This window comes from Marinobacter sp. H13, assembly GCF_059072335.1.
In genome coordinates this window covers 3,676,576-3,691,604 of sequence record NZ_JCACRU010000001.1, presented here as the reverse complement: position 1 = coordinate 3,691,604, position 15,029 = coordinate 3,676,576, and the positions used below count along the sequence as shown (strand labels likewise).

The following is a 15,029-nucleotide window of genomic DNA, read 5'->3' as shown; positions in this document are numbered from 1 at the left end:
CAACGAAAAGGGATCAGATGAAACCTTCATCTGATCCCTTTTTAATGCGCCACTTTCAATAATGAGGGGGAGGTGTTTCGTCCTGCTCTGACTTGATATTGGACGGTGAAACATCTTTCAACTGTTTGTGCAGCAGCCGCTTGGCCTCCCACAACTCACGGATATCCATTTCCTGCTTGGCAACCTGTTCGCTCAGGGTATTGATAACGTCGTCCTGAAAGGCCAGCCGCGTTTCCAGCTCGTCCAGTCGGGTTTCCAGATCGTTCTGGCTCATCGGGTATTGGTACTCCCCTGGGTAGTTCTCTCTAGAATGTGATTGATGACACTGCTTATTCCGTTGCTTGGTCAGCGCTCGGGATAATCTGGTATCATGCCGCTTTTGCCCGCCAGCACTCCCGTTTTTCGGGGTACTGTCGGTTTTCACCGGCCGGATGTGCGATTTTACCCGATATCCGGTTTTTATCGTTAGCGTTACAAGAATGGAGAAATTTCAGTCAATGCGTAATCCATCCAAAGCGATCCTTTTTTCTCTCCTGATCGCCATCCCCGCACCGCTGGTGCTTGCCCTGTTGCTGTCTTTTACACCAGAGCCTCTTCGCCTGATCGCTGCAGGTCAGCTTATTGAGGCCCTCGGTAGCACTCGTGGCATCGCAGCCTACATTATTACGCTGATCGTTTTCGGCATTGCGGGCTTCCTGGCCATTGCGCTTTCAGTCAAGAAACCGGCCGAACAGCAAAGCCCATCCCGGCCGAGCAACCGTGCCCCCAGCCAGAACCACAATGATGACGATGATGATGGCTATGACGAAAGCAGCCCTGAGGGTGATGAAGAAGGCACCGTCAAGTGGTTCAACGTGAAGAAAGGCTTTGGCTTTATTGTGCGCGATAGTGGCGACGAGGTTTTCGTACACTTTCGTGCAATCCGCGGCCGCGGTCGCCGGGTTCTGCGCCAGGGTCAACTGGTTCGCTTCAATGTTGTGGAAGCAGACAAAGGTCTTCAGGCCGACAACGTGTCCATCCTGAGCGACTGAGTCGTCCACTGAAAGCAAAGAGGCAGCCCACGGGCTGCCTCTTTCAGTTCCAGACGACCTGTTGTTCGCCCCGGTGGTCCAGGCGCCACCACTTTTCATCCTCTACCGGCTCGCCCTCTTTCCAGTCTCCCGGGCTGCAACGGATCTCGGCACCCATGGCACGCCAGGCACTGCGCGCGCAGTCGAGGTCGCTGTTCCAGGGCACCTTTGGCCCCTCAATGACCAATGAGGTGAAACGTTTGCCAAATGCCCCCGGATAAAGCGATATCCGCAGTCTCTCGCCCTCGAAGCGGGCAAAGCCCTTGATCACGCCTGTTACCTCAACGTCATCCAGTTCCAGTTCTTCAAGGTGGTTCTCAAGCCACCCGGAAACCGCCCCCGGCTCCAGATCACGAATGTAAATTTCCAGATCCTGCACCCGCTGAATCTCCATCCTGATTATTGCAATGCCGCACATAGTGAACCGGCCCGGGCCGCGCTGCAACCCAGCGTTCCAGTTCCTGCCGCAAATCTTCAGTGCTCAGCTGCCGGAGCTTGCCGGCGGCTTTACGCTCATGCCAGGCAACCTCTGCAGCCACACGATGAAGCTGAATTTCACCAAGCGAAGCCTCGATGTCGTCGATCGGCTCTTTCCGCGCCAGGGCAACCAGGGACTGACGCCTCAGAGTATCAGCCTGTCCAGCCAGGGCCACCGCCTCGGCCGGGCCTCTGCGGGCAACGAGGTTCAGCCGGGCGGCCGCCCGTTCCAGCCACTGCAGCATTCCGCCCGGCGTGCTCACGCACCGGCTCCGGCGAGAAGCAGCAAACCGGATCGCCGACCGAGGCACCTGCACATTCCACTGCTTCTCGATGGCGGCCTGGTGGGCTGTCAGAATGGCCTGACGCTGAACCACGCTTGAAACCGGCATATCAAAGGTGTCGAGGGTGCGGCCCAGACGATGCTGCAGCGCCAGGGCGGCACTGCTTTCGCGAGGCTCTTCAGGCCCCAGCAGAAGTATTGGACCTGCCCATTGAAGTACCAGCGCTGACGCCAGCCCATCAGGAAGATCCATCAGCGCAATCAGGTCCGCTGGCGAGATATTGTCCAGTACCAGTACCGGCCAGCGTGGCCCTTCCTCTCCCGGACCGCCCTCCGATGAAAGCGCCGGAAGAACCGGAAGATCACTGGCCATGATCTCCGCTTCACGCCTGAGATCCAACTCAACGTAATCCTGCTCCAGTACCGGAAGCAGCGATTGCAGCCAGGCGGTCTTGCCCGCTCCACGCTCGCCACGGACCCAGATCATGGCTGACGGCGACGCCGCCAGACCGATCGCGACATCCTCAGCCAGCTCAACCCATGCGGAATCCGTCACTACCACGGGCGCTCTCTGGAAGTTATCAATCGGCGCCGGCTCCCGCTCCCCGGACGAATCGGGCCAGCGTGGGACCAACTCAAAAACCGCCACATAGGCTTTTTCCTGCAGCCGCTCCGCGTGGCGAACCAGCGCCCCCAACAGTTGAGACCATCCGAGCCATGGCGAATCGTTGGTTTCCCGGGCCGCCGCGAACCAGTACATCAATTGGGAAGATAATTGCCCTTCGCCGCCCACTTCCGTCACGATCGGTTGTTCGCACTGAATGGTGCGGGTGAGTTCGTCCATATCCACGCCGCAGCCACGCAGAAAGCGGGCTATAGCGGGTGCGGAGTCCAGCAGGGCAAGCAGGTAATCTTCAACGGTAATCACCGAGCCACCACGGCGTTCAACACTTTCCCGGGCTCGTAATAAAGCGGTCTGGCACTGGGGATCCAGGCATCCTTGCCAATCGTCCATCAAACTTCTCCATGTTCTGAATGCATCGTCCTGATGCGAAAGCTATGTTTCAGGTTGTTATTGTATCACGCTCAAGCCCCTTGCGGCGCCCCGCCTGCGGGCTTACCATGTGCCAGTGTTTTCCATGCTGGCCCAGGGTTCCTTCGGTGGCAGCGCCTCGCCTTTCTGCAGAAGCTCAATCGAGATGTTATCCGGCGTGCGGATAAAGGCCATATGGCCGTCACGGGGCGGACGGTTAATCGTTACCCCATTGGCTTTGAGGTGCTCACAAAGGGCATAAATGTCACCCACCCGGTAGGCCAGATGGCCAAAATTACGCCCGCCGGTATACTCTTCCGGATCCCAGTTGTAAGTGAGCTCGATCATCGGCGCCCGGTCTTCACGGGCACGGGCTTCGTCTTCCGGTGCAGCCAGAAACACCAGGGTGAATCGGCCTTTGTCGCTGCTCTTGCGATTGATCTCAACCATTCCCAGCAGATCGCAAAAGAAATGGAGTGTCTCGTCCAGGTTGCTCACCCGGATCATGGTGTGAAGATATTGCATGAAGCCTCCTTCAGAACTGTATTGATCATCGTGCCTTGCGGACAGTTTACGGTATTCTGGCCATATGGATGCAAAAACAACCCCCTACTCAACTCGACAACTGACCACGCCGGCGATCAGGCACCTTGCCTGGCTATGCCGGGCGCCCCAGCTGCTGCAGTCACCACTGACGTTTGAGCCGGCCAGTTATCTCCCTGACGGTATTACAGAACAACTTCAGGCCTGGGATGAAAAGCCGGAAATAGCGCCTGCGCTGCTCAGAGAGACACCCCAGAAGCGGCTCGGCTTCTATTTCGAGCAGCTTTACCGCGTATTACTGGAAGACCTTCTGGGCTGGGATGTTCTGCTTCAAAATCGACAAATCCAGTCCCACGGCCGAACCATGGGCGAGCTGGATTTCGTGGTGCATAATCGGTCAGAAGATCGAATCGAGCACCACGAAATTGCCATCAAATACTATCTGGGAGTTCCGGAGCAAAGCGGGAGAACTCTGTGGTATGGCCCGAATGCCAAAGACCGGCTCGATCTGAAAACAGACCGGATGCTGCGCATGCAAAGCCAGAGAACCGCGTTGCCCGAGGCCCGGGCGTTGCTGGCAGACGCTGGAATCGCAGAGCCTGTCATTCCCCGGATTTTCATGCCGGGGTACCTGTTTTACCCGGCAGGAACACAGGTGATCGCTCCTGAGTCCGTGCCAGCCAGTCACCTGCGCGGCCAGTGGCGCTATCTCTCACAGATTGAGACATCGGACCTCCCCGGCTGGGTGGTATTGAACAAACCCCACTGGATCGGCCCGTGGCGTCAAAGCGAGCCACCGGCCCCCAATGCAGTAACTGCTGCATTGAACACCATCGAGCGCTACAACATCCCGCTCCTGTTCGCGAAACTCGAGGAGGACTCCATCAGCGGCCTCTGGCAGGAAACCAACCGCTTTTTCGTGGTGCCGGACAGCTGGCCATAGCCGTCTTTCAGTTATCAATAAGGTCGGTTGCCCACTGAGGCAAGACCTCCTGACAGGTACGCCACTGCCCCGCCTCCCAGACCGCAATGCGCACGTAGGGTTGATCGAGACTGGAGTTATCAACGAGGTGCAGTTCGTCCGCCAGCCCGATACATTCGCGAAGATTGGCAAGGGTCCTTGGAATTCTGGACTCAACCTTGGCCTCGGGCACATGATGGCCGCCGGATCTTACCCGGGAAGCCACCCGAGCCTTGTTCAACGCAGCGAATTCGAGGTGGAAATAAAACAGCCGAATGCGAAATCCGGCAGCCTTGGCAGCCCCGACAAAATCCACCTTCGAGGAATGAGAAAAGACAGTTTCGAAACAGAAACTCTGGCGCTCCTTAAGCAGTCGGAACCGTTCCTGTTCAGCAATCAGCGCCGCCTCATAACTGTGTTTCTCGGGCGCGTCAGGCCACACACTGCGGGCGATGTTATCGGCATTCACCAGAGGAATCTTCCGGCGGGCCAGGAACCGCTCATAGAATGTGGTCTTGCCGGCACCGTTGCCGCCAACCAGCAGCCAGAGTTCAGGCTGCGTTGTCACGGTCACTCAGTGCTTCAAAACGCCCGTTGCGAAACTGACCGACTTCCCGAGTGCCATCCGGATAAATCGCCTCCAGATAGCCGGGCTTTTCTCCAGACGCCTGATACACCGTACGACCTCTGGCAATCGAGCGCCCCAGATTACCGCTTTCCCGGGCCTGATCTACTTCAGCCCAGAGGTCATCACTGGAAACAGACTCAGCCACCACCGGTTCAACCCGCACCTGGCGGATACCCTGCAGAATAGCAATCAGATCTTCCGCACTCACGTCCCCGGCAACGGCACGGCCTATCTCGGCCCAGTACTCAATCTGCTTGGGTGTCGAACGCCGATGAACCGCGCCCTCTGCGGCGGCGTGGCGGACCAGAGTGTCGTCGAGACGGACAGCGGTTGTCATGGTGGCCTCCTGAGGTATTGCTTAACGCTTGTAACAGGCTACCACATGCGTTGCATTATGCAACAATTGAGGTTTTGTTCATCAACCCGGCTTTAGATTGGCCACGCACCGGGCGGTCGCAGCTTCCGATACTCCTCCATCGAGATCTTGCCCAATTGCGGCGTAAGCTTGCAGGTTCGGCTTCCCCAAGGAAACCTGCTCTGGCGCTGGTGGACCTCTGTCCAGCCTTCCCCGTCCTTCCAGGATTCAAGATCCAGGTCCCGCCAATACCTCGGGTTCCGCCCGGTCTTTCTGTCATGCTCAGCTGTTACCGGGTCCAGATGACGGAAGGGCTCTAGTCGCGGTGTATCCGGCAGTGGCTGGGTCACATCCATGTAGCGTTGCAACATATCCCACAACGCCAACACTTCTGACTTTTCCGACTCAATGGTACTGAAGCCTGTTTTGTTAAAGGTTTTCTGAGTGTAACGGTGCACCAGCATCAACCGGTAAAAGATACCGCCGTGCTGGACAACACGTTCCACATAAGCATCAAACTCCGCGAAAGGCGCCTCGAAAAAACGCCCCCGACACAGGGCAATACGAACCTGACCATCAACGCGGTTGAATTCGCTACAGCCGTCTTCAAGGGTGGAATCCAGTCTTTTGTTAATGGTGTTTTCGAAGGGTTTGAGGAGGAAGCTTATTCCGGTGCTCATTATCCAGTTGGTTGAAGGGGGAATAATCCAGAATGAAAATAACAACCAAGCTGGTACCAACAAAAAAAGCAGCAACAAGTGAATGAATGAGGGAAGTCCATACTCAGTCGCGGCATCAAAATCCTTATTAGAGAGGCTGATCCGCATTTCCCGGGGAACGATGATCGGCTCTTTCTGCCCCTCCGGCACGAAACACACCTCGCGGCGTTGGCGGTTAAACGGGCGGGCGTTACGTTCTTTAATTTGGAATAAGCCTGCCAGCACGGAAGGGAGAGTGTGAACAAGCCCAAAGAGCCACCTAACGTCATTTGCCAACCGAACACCGATGTCGCCCCTGCCCAAAAAGTCCAGGTATCCGTCATTCACTTCCCCCACCGCATGGCCATGATCCACCGGCGGCAGGCCGGTTGGCAGGGGTTTGGGGGATAAAAGAGTCAGCCGGCCACTCGGGAAAGGCTCGGAACGCCCCGCGTGTAGAGGCTGTTCGAACTGAGTACTTTTTGAGTTCATGAGAGACCGTCCATCGTCTGGCATTGACTGCAGACTAGGGTTTCCGATCTTCCAAGCTGATCAAGCTCGGCTTGTGACAGCTGAATGACGCCATAAAGCCTGTGCGGTTTGCGTTTACAATGTTTGTCATCATTTCCTCCTTGAAATGGCTTTACTACTTCATCAATTGGTTGATGCCAGCGGCAGACGGTCCTCCTCGGCATACACTTCCGCAAAGACTTCATAGGGCAACCGCCCCGGACGGGCCTTTTGCTTCTCAAGAACCTTCTGGCTTAAGCGCTTGAAGGTCTCGCTGGGCTTGGCCCACTCGCTCTCAGATAACGGTTCAGACCACTCCGCCATGTCCCTGGGCAGCGTTTTTCGGGTCATGCGTTTGATCTTCCTGACTTCCCACTCCACCAGTCGGTTGGGCAGGGTCCAAAAGGTCATCAGGTGGTACAGGTACCAGCCGGTCAGGTAGTGCACTCCCCGTTTGCCTTCCCGGTATTCCTCATGAAGACGTTTGCGGGCATTGCGGAAAACATGGACGCCCTCCCAGGGCGGATCATCCGGGCCCTGAAGTTCCAATGGATCCTGGATCTCTTTCAGGGTGTGGACTTCGTACTCCATGTAGGCCCGGATGGCCTCCCAGTTGCTGATGGCCTGGGGCAAACCGTAAGTCTGGAATTCCAAGCTGTACTTCTCGCCGGTTTGTGGGTGGAGAAAGCCTACACCGAAGCCGTACTGGCGCTGTACACCGTACTCGGTCACCCCCTGGGCCTCGGTCACCCAGGCCACCAGTTCCTCCCAGGGTACGAAAATGGGCTCCCGGTGACCATTGGGCACGAAGCACACCTCGCGGCGCTGGCGGTTGAAGCGGGTGGGGATGACCTGGGATTTTTTCTTGAGTTCTATTACGGACGCAACTAGCCACCAAAGCATTAAACCTCCCCCTCCCCAAAAGCCAATCCAGAAGCTGATCTCTATCACTCCCCAAAAAGCATGAATGGCATCGGGCAGACCATTGCCGAGCCAGTAAAGCATTAAAAAGGCAATCGCCGGAAAAACCATGGCCACCATAACGAATAAGCCAAAAGGGCCGCCAAGAGTCACCTGCCAGCCAAACACCGAAGGCAACCCCACCCCGAAGTCCAGATAGCGTTCGTTCACCTCACCCACTGCGTGCCCGTGGTCCGTGGGCGGCAAACCAGTGGGCAGGGGCAACGGTGACAGGTACGTCACCGTTCCGCTGGGGAACTTGTCACTTCGCCCGGCCCTGGGGGCGTTCGCTATATCCGCCTTGGGCGTTTCCTGTGTCATTCGAAGATATCCAGTTCCATAAAGGGATTGCGTACCTGGTACCAGAAGGTCCTGCCTTCGTTATCCTGGGGAGGTTCCTGGACAGGCGTCACCGGCCAGTCACTGTCAGGCGTTACCTTGAGCATGTACACCTCCTGGGTGTAGCGGTCCTCCGAATGGTGGGTGTCCAGCCGGACCATCAGCGCCAGGTCACGGGTTTCGGGATACGGATCGCTCTTGCTGTGGTCCGGGGGCGAGAACGCCAGTTGCAGATGCCCGCCCCCTTCCCGGATGGCCAGGCTCGTCAGGATATCATGGGAACAGCGCACCCAGGTTTCCGGGGTGTCACGGAACCAGCCCGAGCGTTCTGGCCGGATGCGCCAGGCACTGAGCCACACTCGCCGGGGCGCCGGCTGGTCCAGGGGCTCTATCAACCCCGCCGCCGTCAGAGCATGGCAGTTCAGCACCAGTTGGTCCTTACCGTCTTGCTCTTCCGCCGGGACCTTCTCCAGGGACAGGCTGTTGCCGAGCTGGGCGAAGGCCTGCTCGTACTCCTCCAGCGATCCGTTGTGGATCTGGCCGGGTTCCCGCGACCAGGGGGTGGTCTGCAGCCACTGATCCCGCTCGCTCAAATTGTAGCGGTTGTACAGCCAGGTGCCCCCCAGCTCGAGCATGGTAAACGCCAGCCCGGCAATGTTCAGGCGGACGAACAGGCTGGACAGACGGGTGCCTGCGGTGGCCCAGGCACCTGCCTTGTCGGCGGCTCGCCATACCTCCATCGCAGCTATTCGTGTCTGGTTTAGGCCATATAGATTTGTCGCCGTCAGCCCGCCGCTGCCCACCATGCCAAGGGTCGCCCCCAATTGCGCCTGCGCATTACCGGTCCGTACGGCTTCCAGCCAGTTGCTGGCATGCTTGTAGGTGCCGATGGCGGCGCTGATAGCACCCGCGCCGTATGCAAATATTCCCAACCCAACATGCAAGCGGCCCATCTGGATATGGACCGACTGCACGGCGCTGCGCTGCCAAGAGTTTGCCAGGGTCTGGGCCCTGGAGGACAGAGCGGTGTCCGCCAGGCTTTGGGCGGCCAGGAAACCGGCGCCGGATGTAGCAGACAGACTTTCGATAAGTTTGCCATAGCTCCTGGCGTCTGGTGACTGAGCTTTAACTTCGGAAACAGCGTGAAAAAAGTTCACCAACTGCGCCGCAAACACCATCACACCCAGCCCATCCCCCAGCAGGTTCACCCGTGGCGCAGAGGTCAGGCCCTGGCGGAGGTGCCCCATCAGTGTGCCCATCTGCTGCTGGCCCGCGGCAGGCAGCAGCAGGGAGATACCCGCCCTGCCCGTGGTTGCGGGCTCGAGCCGCAGGCCGGTATTGGTTTCCTCCACCGGGCTGAGGGCGCCGGCCAGACGCCGGCCCAGGGCCCGCTGTTCCTCCCGGGTGGCCTTGAACTCGTTGACGATGCTTTGCGCCCGCTCGGATTTGTGGCCGTGGGTGGCCTTGGCCACGTCGTGGTCGTGGGCCAGGGATTCCAGCCGCTCGTTCAGCGACAGCAGTTGTTCCAGGTTCTGGCGGAAGGTGGCCAGCTCCGGTTCCGAGGCAACGCGGAACTCTACCTCACCGGCTTGGATGACCTTGAGCATCTTGCCCTTGAAAAAATACGGCAGGTCCCGGAACAGGTCGTCCAGGGGCGGTATCCGGTTTGCCTCAATGCCTTGGTAAAGCTGTTCCATAGCCCGGGCGATACCTTTTGACACCGCCGGTGCCAGGGTGTCGCCAATGGCGGCTGCCTTTGCCTGGATTTCATGGGAGCGTAACTCAAGGTCCGGCAGGTGTCCGGCCTCCGCCTCGGCCAGGCGCCGCGCCCACTCGGCGGCCCTGGTCACCAGGCTGTAGCCGGCCCCTGCGATACCAAAGTAGGTGGTCGATGGCTCTGCATCCGGCGCCTGGGCGGCCTTGGGCAAGGTGTGGAACAAGGGGTGACTGTACTGGGGATTCTCCTCCAGCCAGGCCAGTACCTTTTCCGCCGCCTCGTCGGTGCGGCAAAGATCCTTCACGCAGGCATAGTTCAGGTCCAGGGCCGCCTCCAGTTGCTTCTCATCCGCCACGTCGAAATACCAGGCGGCCTGGTGGAAGCGGGAATCACACAACAGGGTGGCCCGGTCATCGGTGATGTCCGCCAGCAACCCTTGCCACCGTGCCAGCTTGGCCCGCTGCGCCGCCATGAAGGCATCCATACGGGGGCGGTCGATCAGTTCATTGATGCCGCGCTGGCCCAGTTTGGCCCCGTTAAGCTGGTAATAGTTCTGCAGGTTGAGCTGATTGATGGTGTCCCGGTGCTGATCGTAGTTCGCCTGCCCCAGGGCATCAATCATGGCCAATTGTGCCCGGACCAGGGGATTATCCCCGTGGTGCTCGCGCAGGTAGGTTTCGGGGCCCATCGGTTGCGGGCCACGGTAATCCCTTCGCACCTCCAGGTAGTCGTAGATGGACTGGCGTTGTGCATCGTCGGTACTCTCGTACAGCGACTGGAAAGGTTCGCCTCCCGGTCTTTCGCCAGCCGTCTCCAGAGCGTGATCGTTGATCAGTGTCATGGACTCTATCCAAGCACCCAGCATATAGTCCCGCTCGGTGTGCCCCGGCTCGTCACCACCTTCCGCCCAGTCGCCGATCCAGCCCACCACATCATCCTGCTGCTGAGCCAGGTCCAGCATCACGCCCACGTCGTCCCTCAGCACCAGGCACAGGCAATTGTCCGGGTCTTCCACGGCCTGCTGCTTGATCAACTTGCCAAATCGGCTCTTGTGGTAATAGGGCTGATTCTCCCAGTGATAGGGCTCGCTTTCCTGGGCGTGGCCGTTTTCGGGGGCATCCGGCGTATAGTCTTCGCCAAATTCAGCCACCCATTGTTTGGCCTGTTCAGGCGTCAGCAGGTGCTCACCGCCGCTGACCGGCGAGGCACTGGCCAGGTCGATTTCCTGCATGAAGTGCGCACGCTCCTCCTGGCTGTCAAGTATCTGAGCTTTCTTGCGTTCGGTGAGGGGCACATCGGCGAAGCAAACGTAGAGGGTGTGCTGCTTCGGGTATTCCAGCTTGCCACCGTTGTGGCCCGTCAGTTCACCATTTTCATGCAGGTACTCGTGGAGCTCCCCGGTATCTGCGTCCAATACATAAAGATAGCCATACCTAAGAAGGCGGTAGCCAAGCGGGCGGGAGGTCAGTGAGTAGGGGTACCCCGGGTCTGTATCGGCGGGCGCAACTTCTACCCTGCCGTACCGAATAGGCAGCAGGTTCACGGTTCTCAGCAGCGGGCATGAAGCGGGTTCATCAATGGGGGTGCCTGGTTGTTCCCAGCACAAAAGATCGTTGCTTGCCCGGTCGTCAGTGGGGCGTTGTATCCGTGTCATTGTTCATCCTTGATTCAATGGAGGCGCCGTTTCCGTCACGGCATTGCTATCGGCTTGTGGTGGCAAGGTTACGAACAGGAATTGCATAACCTCCCGCAAGTTGTTGCATCCGTTGCCAAGGGCCTCTTCCAGTATTCTGCCGAGTGCCGGGTAGGCATCCCTCAAATCAGGACCACCCAACTGGTTGCGCACCGACTCATGCAGGTTGTTCCATATGTGCAGTGCGCCTTTGCGCCGATTGAAGGCATCGAAAGCGCCCTTCAAGTCCCGCGAGGCCATCATTTTTTCGGGTTGGTCACCTATGTCGCCAGACTGAACAGCCGGGGGCTCGACAAGGTGCCACTGCTCGCTGATACAATCCGGAACAATCAACCGGTCCACGGCCCTGGTGGGGAAACGCGGCAAATTGCCCCCGATCACCGTGGCGGCCAGTGCCGGATGGGCAATCCGCACCAGTTCTTCACAGCCCGGCGCCACTTCTACCTGCAGGTGGGAGCGCATCCAACAGGCACAGCTAGCATGGTCTGTGGCCGAAATCAGCAGGTAACCCTGCTCTTGCCTGGGCCCCTGCTCCAGGAACCCTTCCAGCACCGGGTCTTCTGGCCCACTGAGCCATACAAGCCAGGGGGACAAGTCCGAAACCGCCTCCCAGCGGGTTGCAACGTACAGGCACTCTGCATTAATGGTTTGTCCGCCGGCCCACTGGTAGATTTGCTCACCGAGTTCGGGGATAGCAACACCATCCAGGACAAGCCCAACAGGTTGATGGCCAGGCCAGGGAACATGGGTAAAGGGCGACTCCCGCAACGACCAGGAATCCTGATTCATGAGTTTTGCTCCTCACAAACCGGGCAGGTTGCATTCCCCTTCCTGAGTGCCGCAACTTGGGATTCTACATTGATGGCCGGAGCGTTCTTCCGTTGTTCAACTTCCGCCAGTGCCTCCTGCTCGGGCTCGTGGGGCTGATCACCCTCAATAACCCTTGGCATTTGCGCCATCACCACGCTCTGTCCAGAACCGCTGCCTGGCGAACCACCAGAATTGATCTTGATGCCAGGCCCGGATAGCGTCACGCCGCTTGGGTCCAGTTTCAAAAAACTGCCACCCGCCGAAATGGTGATTTCAGCGCCGGCATCCAGCACCACTTTGGTTCCCGCCTTGTGGTGTACTTCAGTGCCCGCTTCGCTAAATGTTCCCTGGGAGGATTTCTGGTGGAATGTGCCGCCTATGTTCTGGCTGCAATCGCCTCCGATGGATTCCCGCTGTTCGCCATCGACTGTGCGATGCTCGTTGCCTTTCACATGACTGAAATCGTGGTTTTCCACAGTGCGATGACTGTAGTTCCGAATCACCTCCGTGCGGTTGTTCTCGGTAAGCAGGTCCAGATCTTTCTGGGCGTGTACGTAGATCTGTTCCTGATCGGCCTCGTCCTCAAACCGCAGTTCGTTACTGCCCTCGCCCTTGTGGGTTTTCGTTTTCAGGGTGGTGCGGGTTTTGTGCTCGGGCAGCCCATAGGGTGGCGTGTTGGTCACGTGATGGGTTCGCTGCCGCCTTCCTCTTCCAGAGCCTGGGGCTGCGTTCCGGTGTGGATGATAGACGTTAGCAGCCACTCCCGATTGAGATTGTCACTATCGTGCTCGGTCAGTTCCACTTTCGCGCCGGGGCTGAAATCCGGGCGGTTGCTCTCGCCGGAGGCGGTGCTGGCGTCATTGCGAAGGGATTGCAGTCTGGCTTCGGTAAAAGGCTGGCCACTGGCGTCGGCCTTGAAGCGGCCGGGGTAGTCGTAGTGCTGGTAGTCTTCCCGGTGCTTCAGATCGCCAGAAGCATGCTCATGCATCAGGGCATAGGCGGGATTTCTGAAGGTGTAATCCTTCATTGCCACAGAGGCCACCCGCACCCGTTCTTCATACCGGAACCGATACACCGCCGGGCGCTGGGTGCTGCCGCCTGCTTTGGCGTTGTATGCTGCCGGCTCCAGTTTCGGAGCATCGCCATGATGGTCGGCGATTATAAGCGCCGACTGGGTGTCCCCGTCCACGCTCCCCTGTTCATAGCGGTAATGCCAACCCTCTTCAGCCGCGAGGCGTTCGAGAAAGGCCAGGTCGCTTTCCCGGTGCTGAACACAGTATTCCCGTTGCTCCGGCGTGCGCTTCAGATCGAAGATCGAATCGATAATGCCGCGCTCTTCCAGGAGAGTGCGCACAATGGTGTCGGTGCCCTGGGTTTGGAAAATCCGGCTGTTGTGCATCAGTCCAAGACGCCAGAGCGGCGGCTGGATAATCAGTTCATAGCGGGTACGCCGGTGGCCGGCATCGCCTCGGACGAATTCGTTGACCACCCCGGTAAACCGCCGAAGAGGCATGCTGTCCTGCCAGATAACGAGATCTACTGGTTGCTCCAGAATCTCTGCAGCCTGAATGGAGGGGTCGGTGCTGGCCAGCTCAAGGTGACCCTGAAACACCTCGGACAGGCGCTCGGTCAGTTTAAAGCCAACCACTGAAAATAAATCTGAGGGGAGTCCGCCAACACGGGCGGTAAACTGCAATCCACTTGCCTGGGGCATATCTTCATTCCTTGAAGAGCAATCGGTTTTTAAGCTCGTCCTGAGCAGGCCTCCGATTATAGCCATCAAGCCGTAGAATGAAACCCCGGGGCCAGTCTTGTGTCGGCATGATGAGAGGTTGACCGGAAATCCATTCTGCTGCACCCTAATCTGGTTTCATTATGCAACCGGAGAGAACAAGTGAGCGAATACAAGAACCGAGCCGTCGTGCTCAAACAACGCCCACAGGGCGAAATCCAACAAGGCGATCTCGTTTTGGAAGAGCGTCCTGTCCGTTCCCCTAACGAGGGAGAAGTTGTTGCTCAAGTGCTCTGGCTTTCACTTGACCCCTACATGCGTCCACGCATGAACGATGCCAAGGGCTACATGGACCCCATTGGCATCGATGAGCCAATCGTCGGCGAGAGTGTTGCACGTGTTGTTGAGTCCCGCTCGGACGACCTGAAAGTCGGCGACCTGGTTACCTGCTACTCCGGCTGGCAGGAATACGTCACCTTCCCGGCGGACGCGCCGATGGTCTACAAAATTCAGCAACGGGACAATGTGCCCCTTCAAACCTACCTTGGCGTTGCAGGCATGCCAGGGCGCACCGGTTATTGCGGCCTTATGTACGTCGGCAAACCGAAAGCCGGCGAAACCGTGGTTGTCTCGGCAGCCTCCGGCCCTGTCGGCACTGTCGTTGGCCAAACCGCAAAAACAGAGGGTTGCCGGGTGGTTGGCGTTGCCGGTGGGCCTGAGAAGTGCGATTTCGTGGTCAATGAGCTGGGCTTCGACGCCTGCGTCGACTACAAGGCGGGGAACCTGGAAGCGGATCTCAAAGCGGCCTGCCCCGACGGCATCGACATCTACTTTGAAAACGTGGGTGGCGCCGTTACGCGCGCCGTTGCCCCATTGTTGAATGAGGGGGCCCGGGTGCCCATCTGCGGTTTTGTCTCTGCCTACAATGCAAAAGATATGGCCAGCGTGGAAACTCCCTTCCACGTGCTCGGGGCGCTTGATCCGGCGCCGGAGCATCGTTTTTTCCTCGTGACCGAATGGCAGGACCAGCATCAGGAAATCACGGACATCCTGGCCTCACGGGTTGCTTCCGGAGAACTGAAATACCGCGAAACCGTTGCCGAAGGGCTGGACAACGCCGTTGATGCCTTTAAGGGCATGCTCAAAGGCCAGAACTTCGGTAAACAGCTGGTTCACATTGCAGACTGACTGCAATACCTGAGACGCGTGTGGTCTGTGTG

General features: G+C 58.3%; 13 protein-coding genes and 1 pseudogene. 3 read left to right on the top strand and 11 right to left on the bottom strand.

The window, feature by feature from the left end; all coding sequences use genetic code 11:
• Positions 1-55: 55 nt before the first annotated feature.
• Positions 56-274, bottom strand: coding sequence for a SlyX family protein (locus AC5JQH_RS17160; protein WP_008170396.1), 219 nt, complete (start codon positions 272-274; stop codon positions 56-58).
• A gap of 223 nt (positions 275-497) precedes the next feature.
• Here AC5JQH_RS17160 and AC5JQH_RS17155 point away from each other — a divergent pair, with 223 nt between their 5' ends.
• Positions 498-1,031 (top strand): cold-shock protein, encoded by a 534-nt coding sequence (locus AC5JQH_RS17155; protein ID WP_008170398.1) that lies wholly within the window; start codon positions 498-500, stop codon positions 1,029-1,031.
• Positions 1,032-1,074: 43 nt separating this feature from the next.
• Here the strand turns inward: AC5JQH_RS17155 and AC5JQH_RS17150 are convergent, their stop codons facing one another.
• The 3 genes from AC5JQH_RS17150 to AC5JQH_RS17140 all read right to left on the bottom strand — a co-directional run bounded on the left by AC5JQH_RS17150 (position 1,075) and on the right by AC5JQH_RS17140 (position 3,388).
• A complete protein-coding gene (locus AC5JQH_RS17150) occupies positions 1,075-1,449 on the bottom strand; it encodes a hypothetical protein (RefSeq protein WP_288365859.1) in 375 nt (124 codons plus the stop codon).
• Positions 1,421-2,845, bottom strand: a complete 1,425-nt coding sequence (locus tag AC5JQH_RS17145; RefSeq protein WP_273156076.1) for a hypothetical protein — start codon at positions 2,843-2,845, stop codon at positions 1,421-1,423. The genes AC5JQH_RS17150 and AC5JQH_RS17145 overlap by 29 nt, the downstream gene beginning before the upstream one ends.
• Positions 2,846-2,947: 102 nt before the next feature.
• Positions 2,948-3,388 (bottom strand): VOC family protein, encoded by a 441-nt coding sequence (locus tag AC5JQH_RS17140; protein ID WP_008170405.1) that lies wholly within the window; start codon positions 3,386-3,388, stop codon positions 2,948-2,950.
• Between the two features lie 64 nt (positions 3,389-3,452).
• On the opposite strand from AC5JQH_RS17140, the gene AC5JQH_RS17135 reads away from it, so the two are divergent.
• Positions 3,453-4,349, top strand: a complete 897-nt coding sequence (locus tag AC5JQH_RS17135) for a DUF1853 family protein (RefSeq protein ID WP_008170407.1) — start codon at positions 3,453-3,455, stop codon at positions 4,347-4,349.
• Positions 4,350-4,356: 7 nt separating this feature from the next.
• Here AC5JQH_RS17135 and AC5JQH_RS17130 read toward each other — a convergent pair whose 3' ends face one another.
• The 7 genes and pseudogenes from AC5JQH_RS17130 to AC5JQH_RS17100 form a co-directional block, all read right to left on the bottom strand.
• The gene (locus AC5JQH_RS17130; RefSeq protein WP_008170409.1) at positions 4,357-4,935 is read right to left on the bottom strand and encodes an ATPase; all 579 of its coding nucleotides are present in this window, start codon (positions 4,933-4,935) and stop codon (positions 4,357-4,359) included.
• A complete protein-coding gene (locus AC5JQH_RS17125; protein WP_008170411.1) occupies positions 4,919-5,332 on the bottom strand; it encodes a TA system antitoxin ParD family protein in 414 nt (137 codons plus the stop codon). The genes AC5JQH_RS17130 and AC5JQH_RS17125 overlap by 17 nt, the downstream gene beginning before the upstream one ends.
• Positions 5,333-5,424: 92 nt before the next feature.
• On the bottom strand, positions 5,425-6,540 hold the full coding sequence (locus tag AC5JQH_RS17120; protein ID WP_008170413.1) for a hypothetical protein: 1,116 nt from the start codon (positions 6,538-6,540) through the stop codon (positions 5,425-5,427).
• A gap of 162 nt (positions 6,541-6,702) precedes the next feature.
• On the bottom strand, positions 6,703-7,839 hold the full coding sequence (locus AC5JQH_RS17115; protein WP_008170416.1) for a hypothetical protein: 1,137 nt from the start codon (positions 7,837-7,839) through the stop codon (positions 6,703-6,705).
• Positions 7,836-11,228: a toxin VasX gene (locus AC5JQH_RS17110; protein ID WP_008170419.1), complete on the bottom strand. Its 3,393-nt coding sequence runs from the start codon at positions 11,226-11,228 to the stop codon at positions 7,836-7,838. Before AC5JQH_RS17110 ends, AC5JQH_RS17115 begins: the two co-directional genes overlap by 4 nt.
• Before the next feature lie 3 nt (positions 11,229-11,231).
• Entirely contained in the window at positions 11,232-12,056 is an 825-nt protein-coding gene (locus tag AC5JQH_RS17105; protein WP_008170421.1) for a DUF4123 domain-containing protein, read from the bottom strand.
• Positions 12,053-13,791 (bottom strand): annotated as a pseudogene (locus AC5JQH_RS17100) (type VI secretion system Vgr family protein). Before AC5JQH_RS17100 ends, AC5JQH_RS17105 begins: the two are co-directional and overlap by 4 nt.
• 180 nt (positions 13,792-13,971) lie before the next feature.
• Here AC5JQH_RS17100 and AC5JQH_RS17095 point away from each other — a divergent pair.
• On the top strand, positions 13,972-14,997 hold the full coding sequence (locus tag AC5JQH_RS17095; protein ID WP_104270313.1) for an NADP-dependent oxidoreductase: 1,026 nt from the start codon (positions 13,972-13,974) through the stop codon (positions 14,995-14,997).
• The last annotated feature ends 32 nt before the right edge of the window (positions 14,998-15,029 follow it).

What these genes read in the sequence shown, in the direction of transcription:
- AC5JQH_RS17120 (WP_008170413.1), bottom strand. Translation starts at nt 6,540, where the DNA reads ATGAACTCAAAAAGTACTCAGTTCGAACAGCCTCTACACGCGGGGCGT.
- AC5JQH_RS17155 (WP_008170398.1), top strand. Translation starts at nt 498, where the DNA reads ATGCGTAATCCATCCAAAGCGATCCTTTTTTCTCTCCTGATCGCCATC.
- AC5JQH_RS17110 (WP_008170419.1), bottom strand. Translation starts at nt 11,228, where the DNA reads ATGACACGGATACAACGCCCCACTGACGACCGGGCAAGCAACGATCTT.
- AC5JQH_RS17140 (WP_008170405.1), bottom strand. Translation starts at nt 3,388, where the DNA reads ATGCAATATCTTCACACCATGATCCGGGTGAGCAACCTGGACGAGACA.
- AC5JQH_RS17125 (WP_008170411.1), bottom strand. Translation starts at nt 5,332, where the DNA reads ATGACAACCGCTGTCCGTCTCGACGACACTCTGGTCCGCCACGCCGCC.
- AC5JQH_RS17135 (WP_008170407.1), top strand. Translation starts at nt 3,453, where the DNA reads ATGGATGCAAAAACAACCCCCTACTCAACTCGACAACTGACCACGCCG.
- AC5JQH_RS17145 (WP_273156076.1), bottom strand. Translation starts at nt 2,845, where the DNA reads ATGGACGATTGGCAAGGATGCCTGGATCCCCAGTGCCAGACCGCTTTA.
- AC5JQH_RS17105 (WP_008170421.1), bottom strand. Translation starts at nt 12,056, where the DNA reads ATGAATCAGGATTCCTGGTCGTTGCGGGAGTCGCCCTTTACCCATGTT.
- AC5JQH_RS17115 (WP_008170416.1), bottom strand. Translation starts at nt 7,839, where the DNA reads ATGACACAGGAAACGCCCAAGGCGGATATAGCGAACGCCCCCAGGGCC.
- AC5JQH_RS17160 (WP_008170396.1), bottom strand. Translation starts at nt 274, where the DNA reads ATGAGCCAGAACGATCTGGAAACCCGACTGGACGAGCTGGAAACGCGG.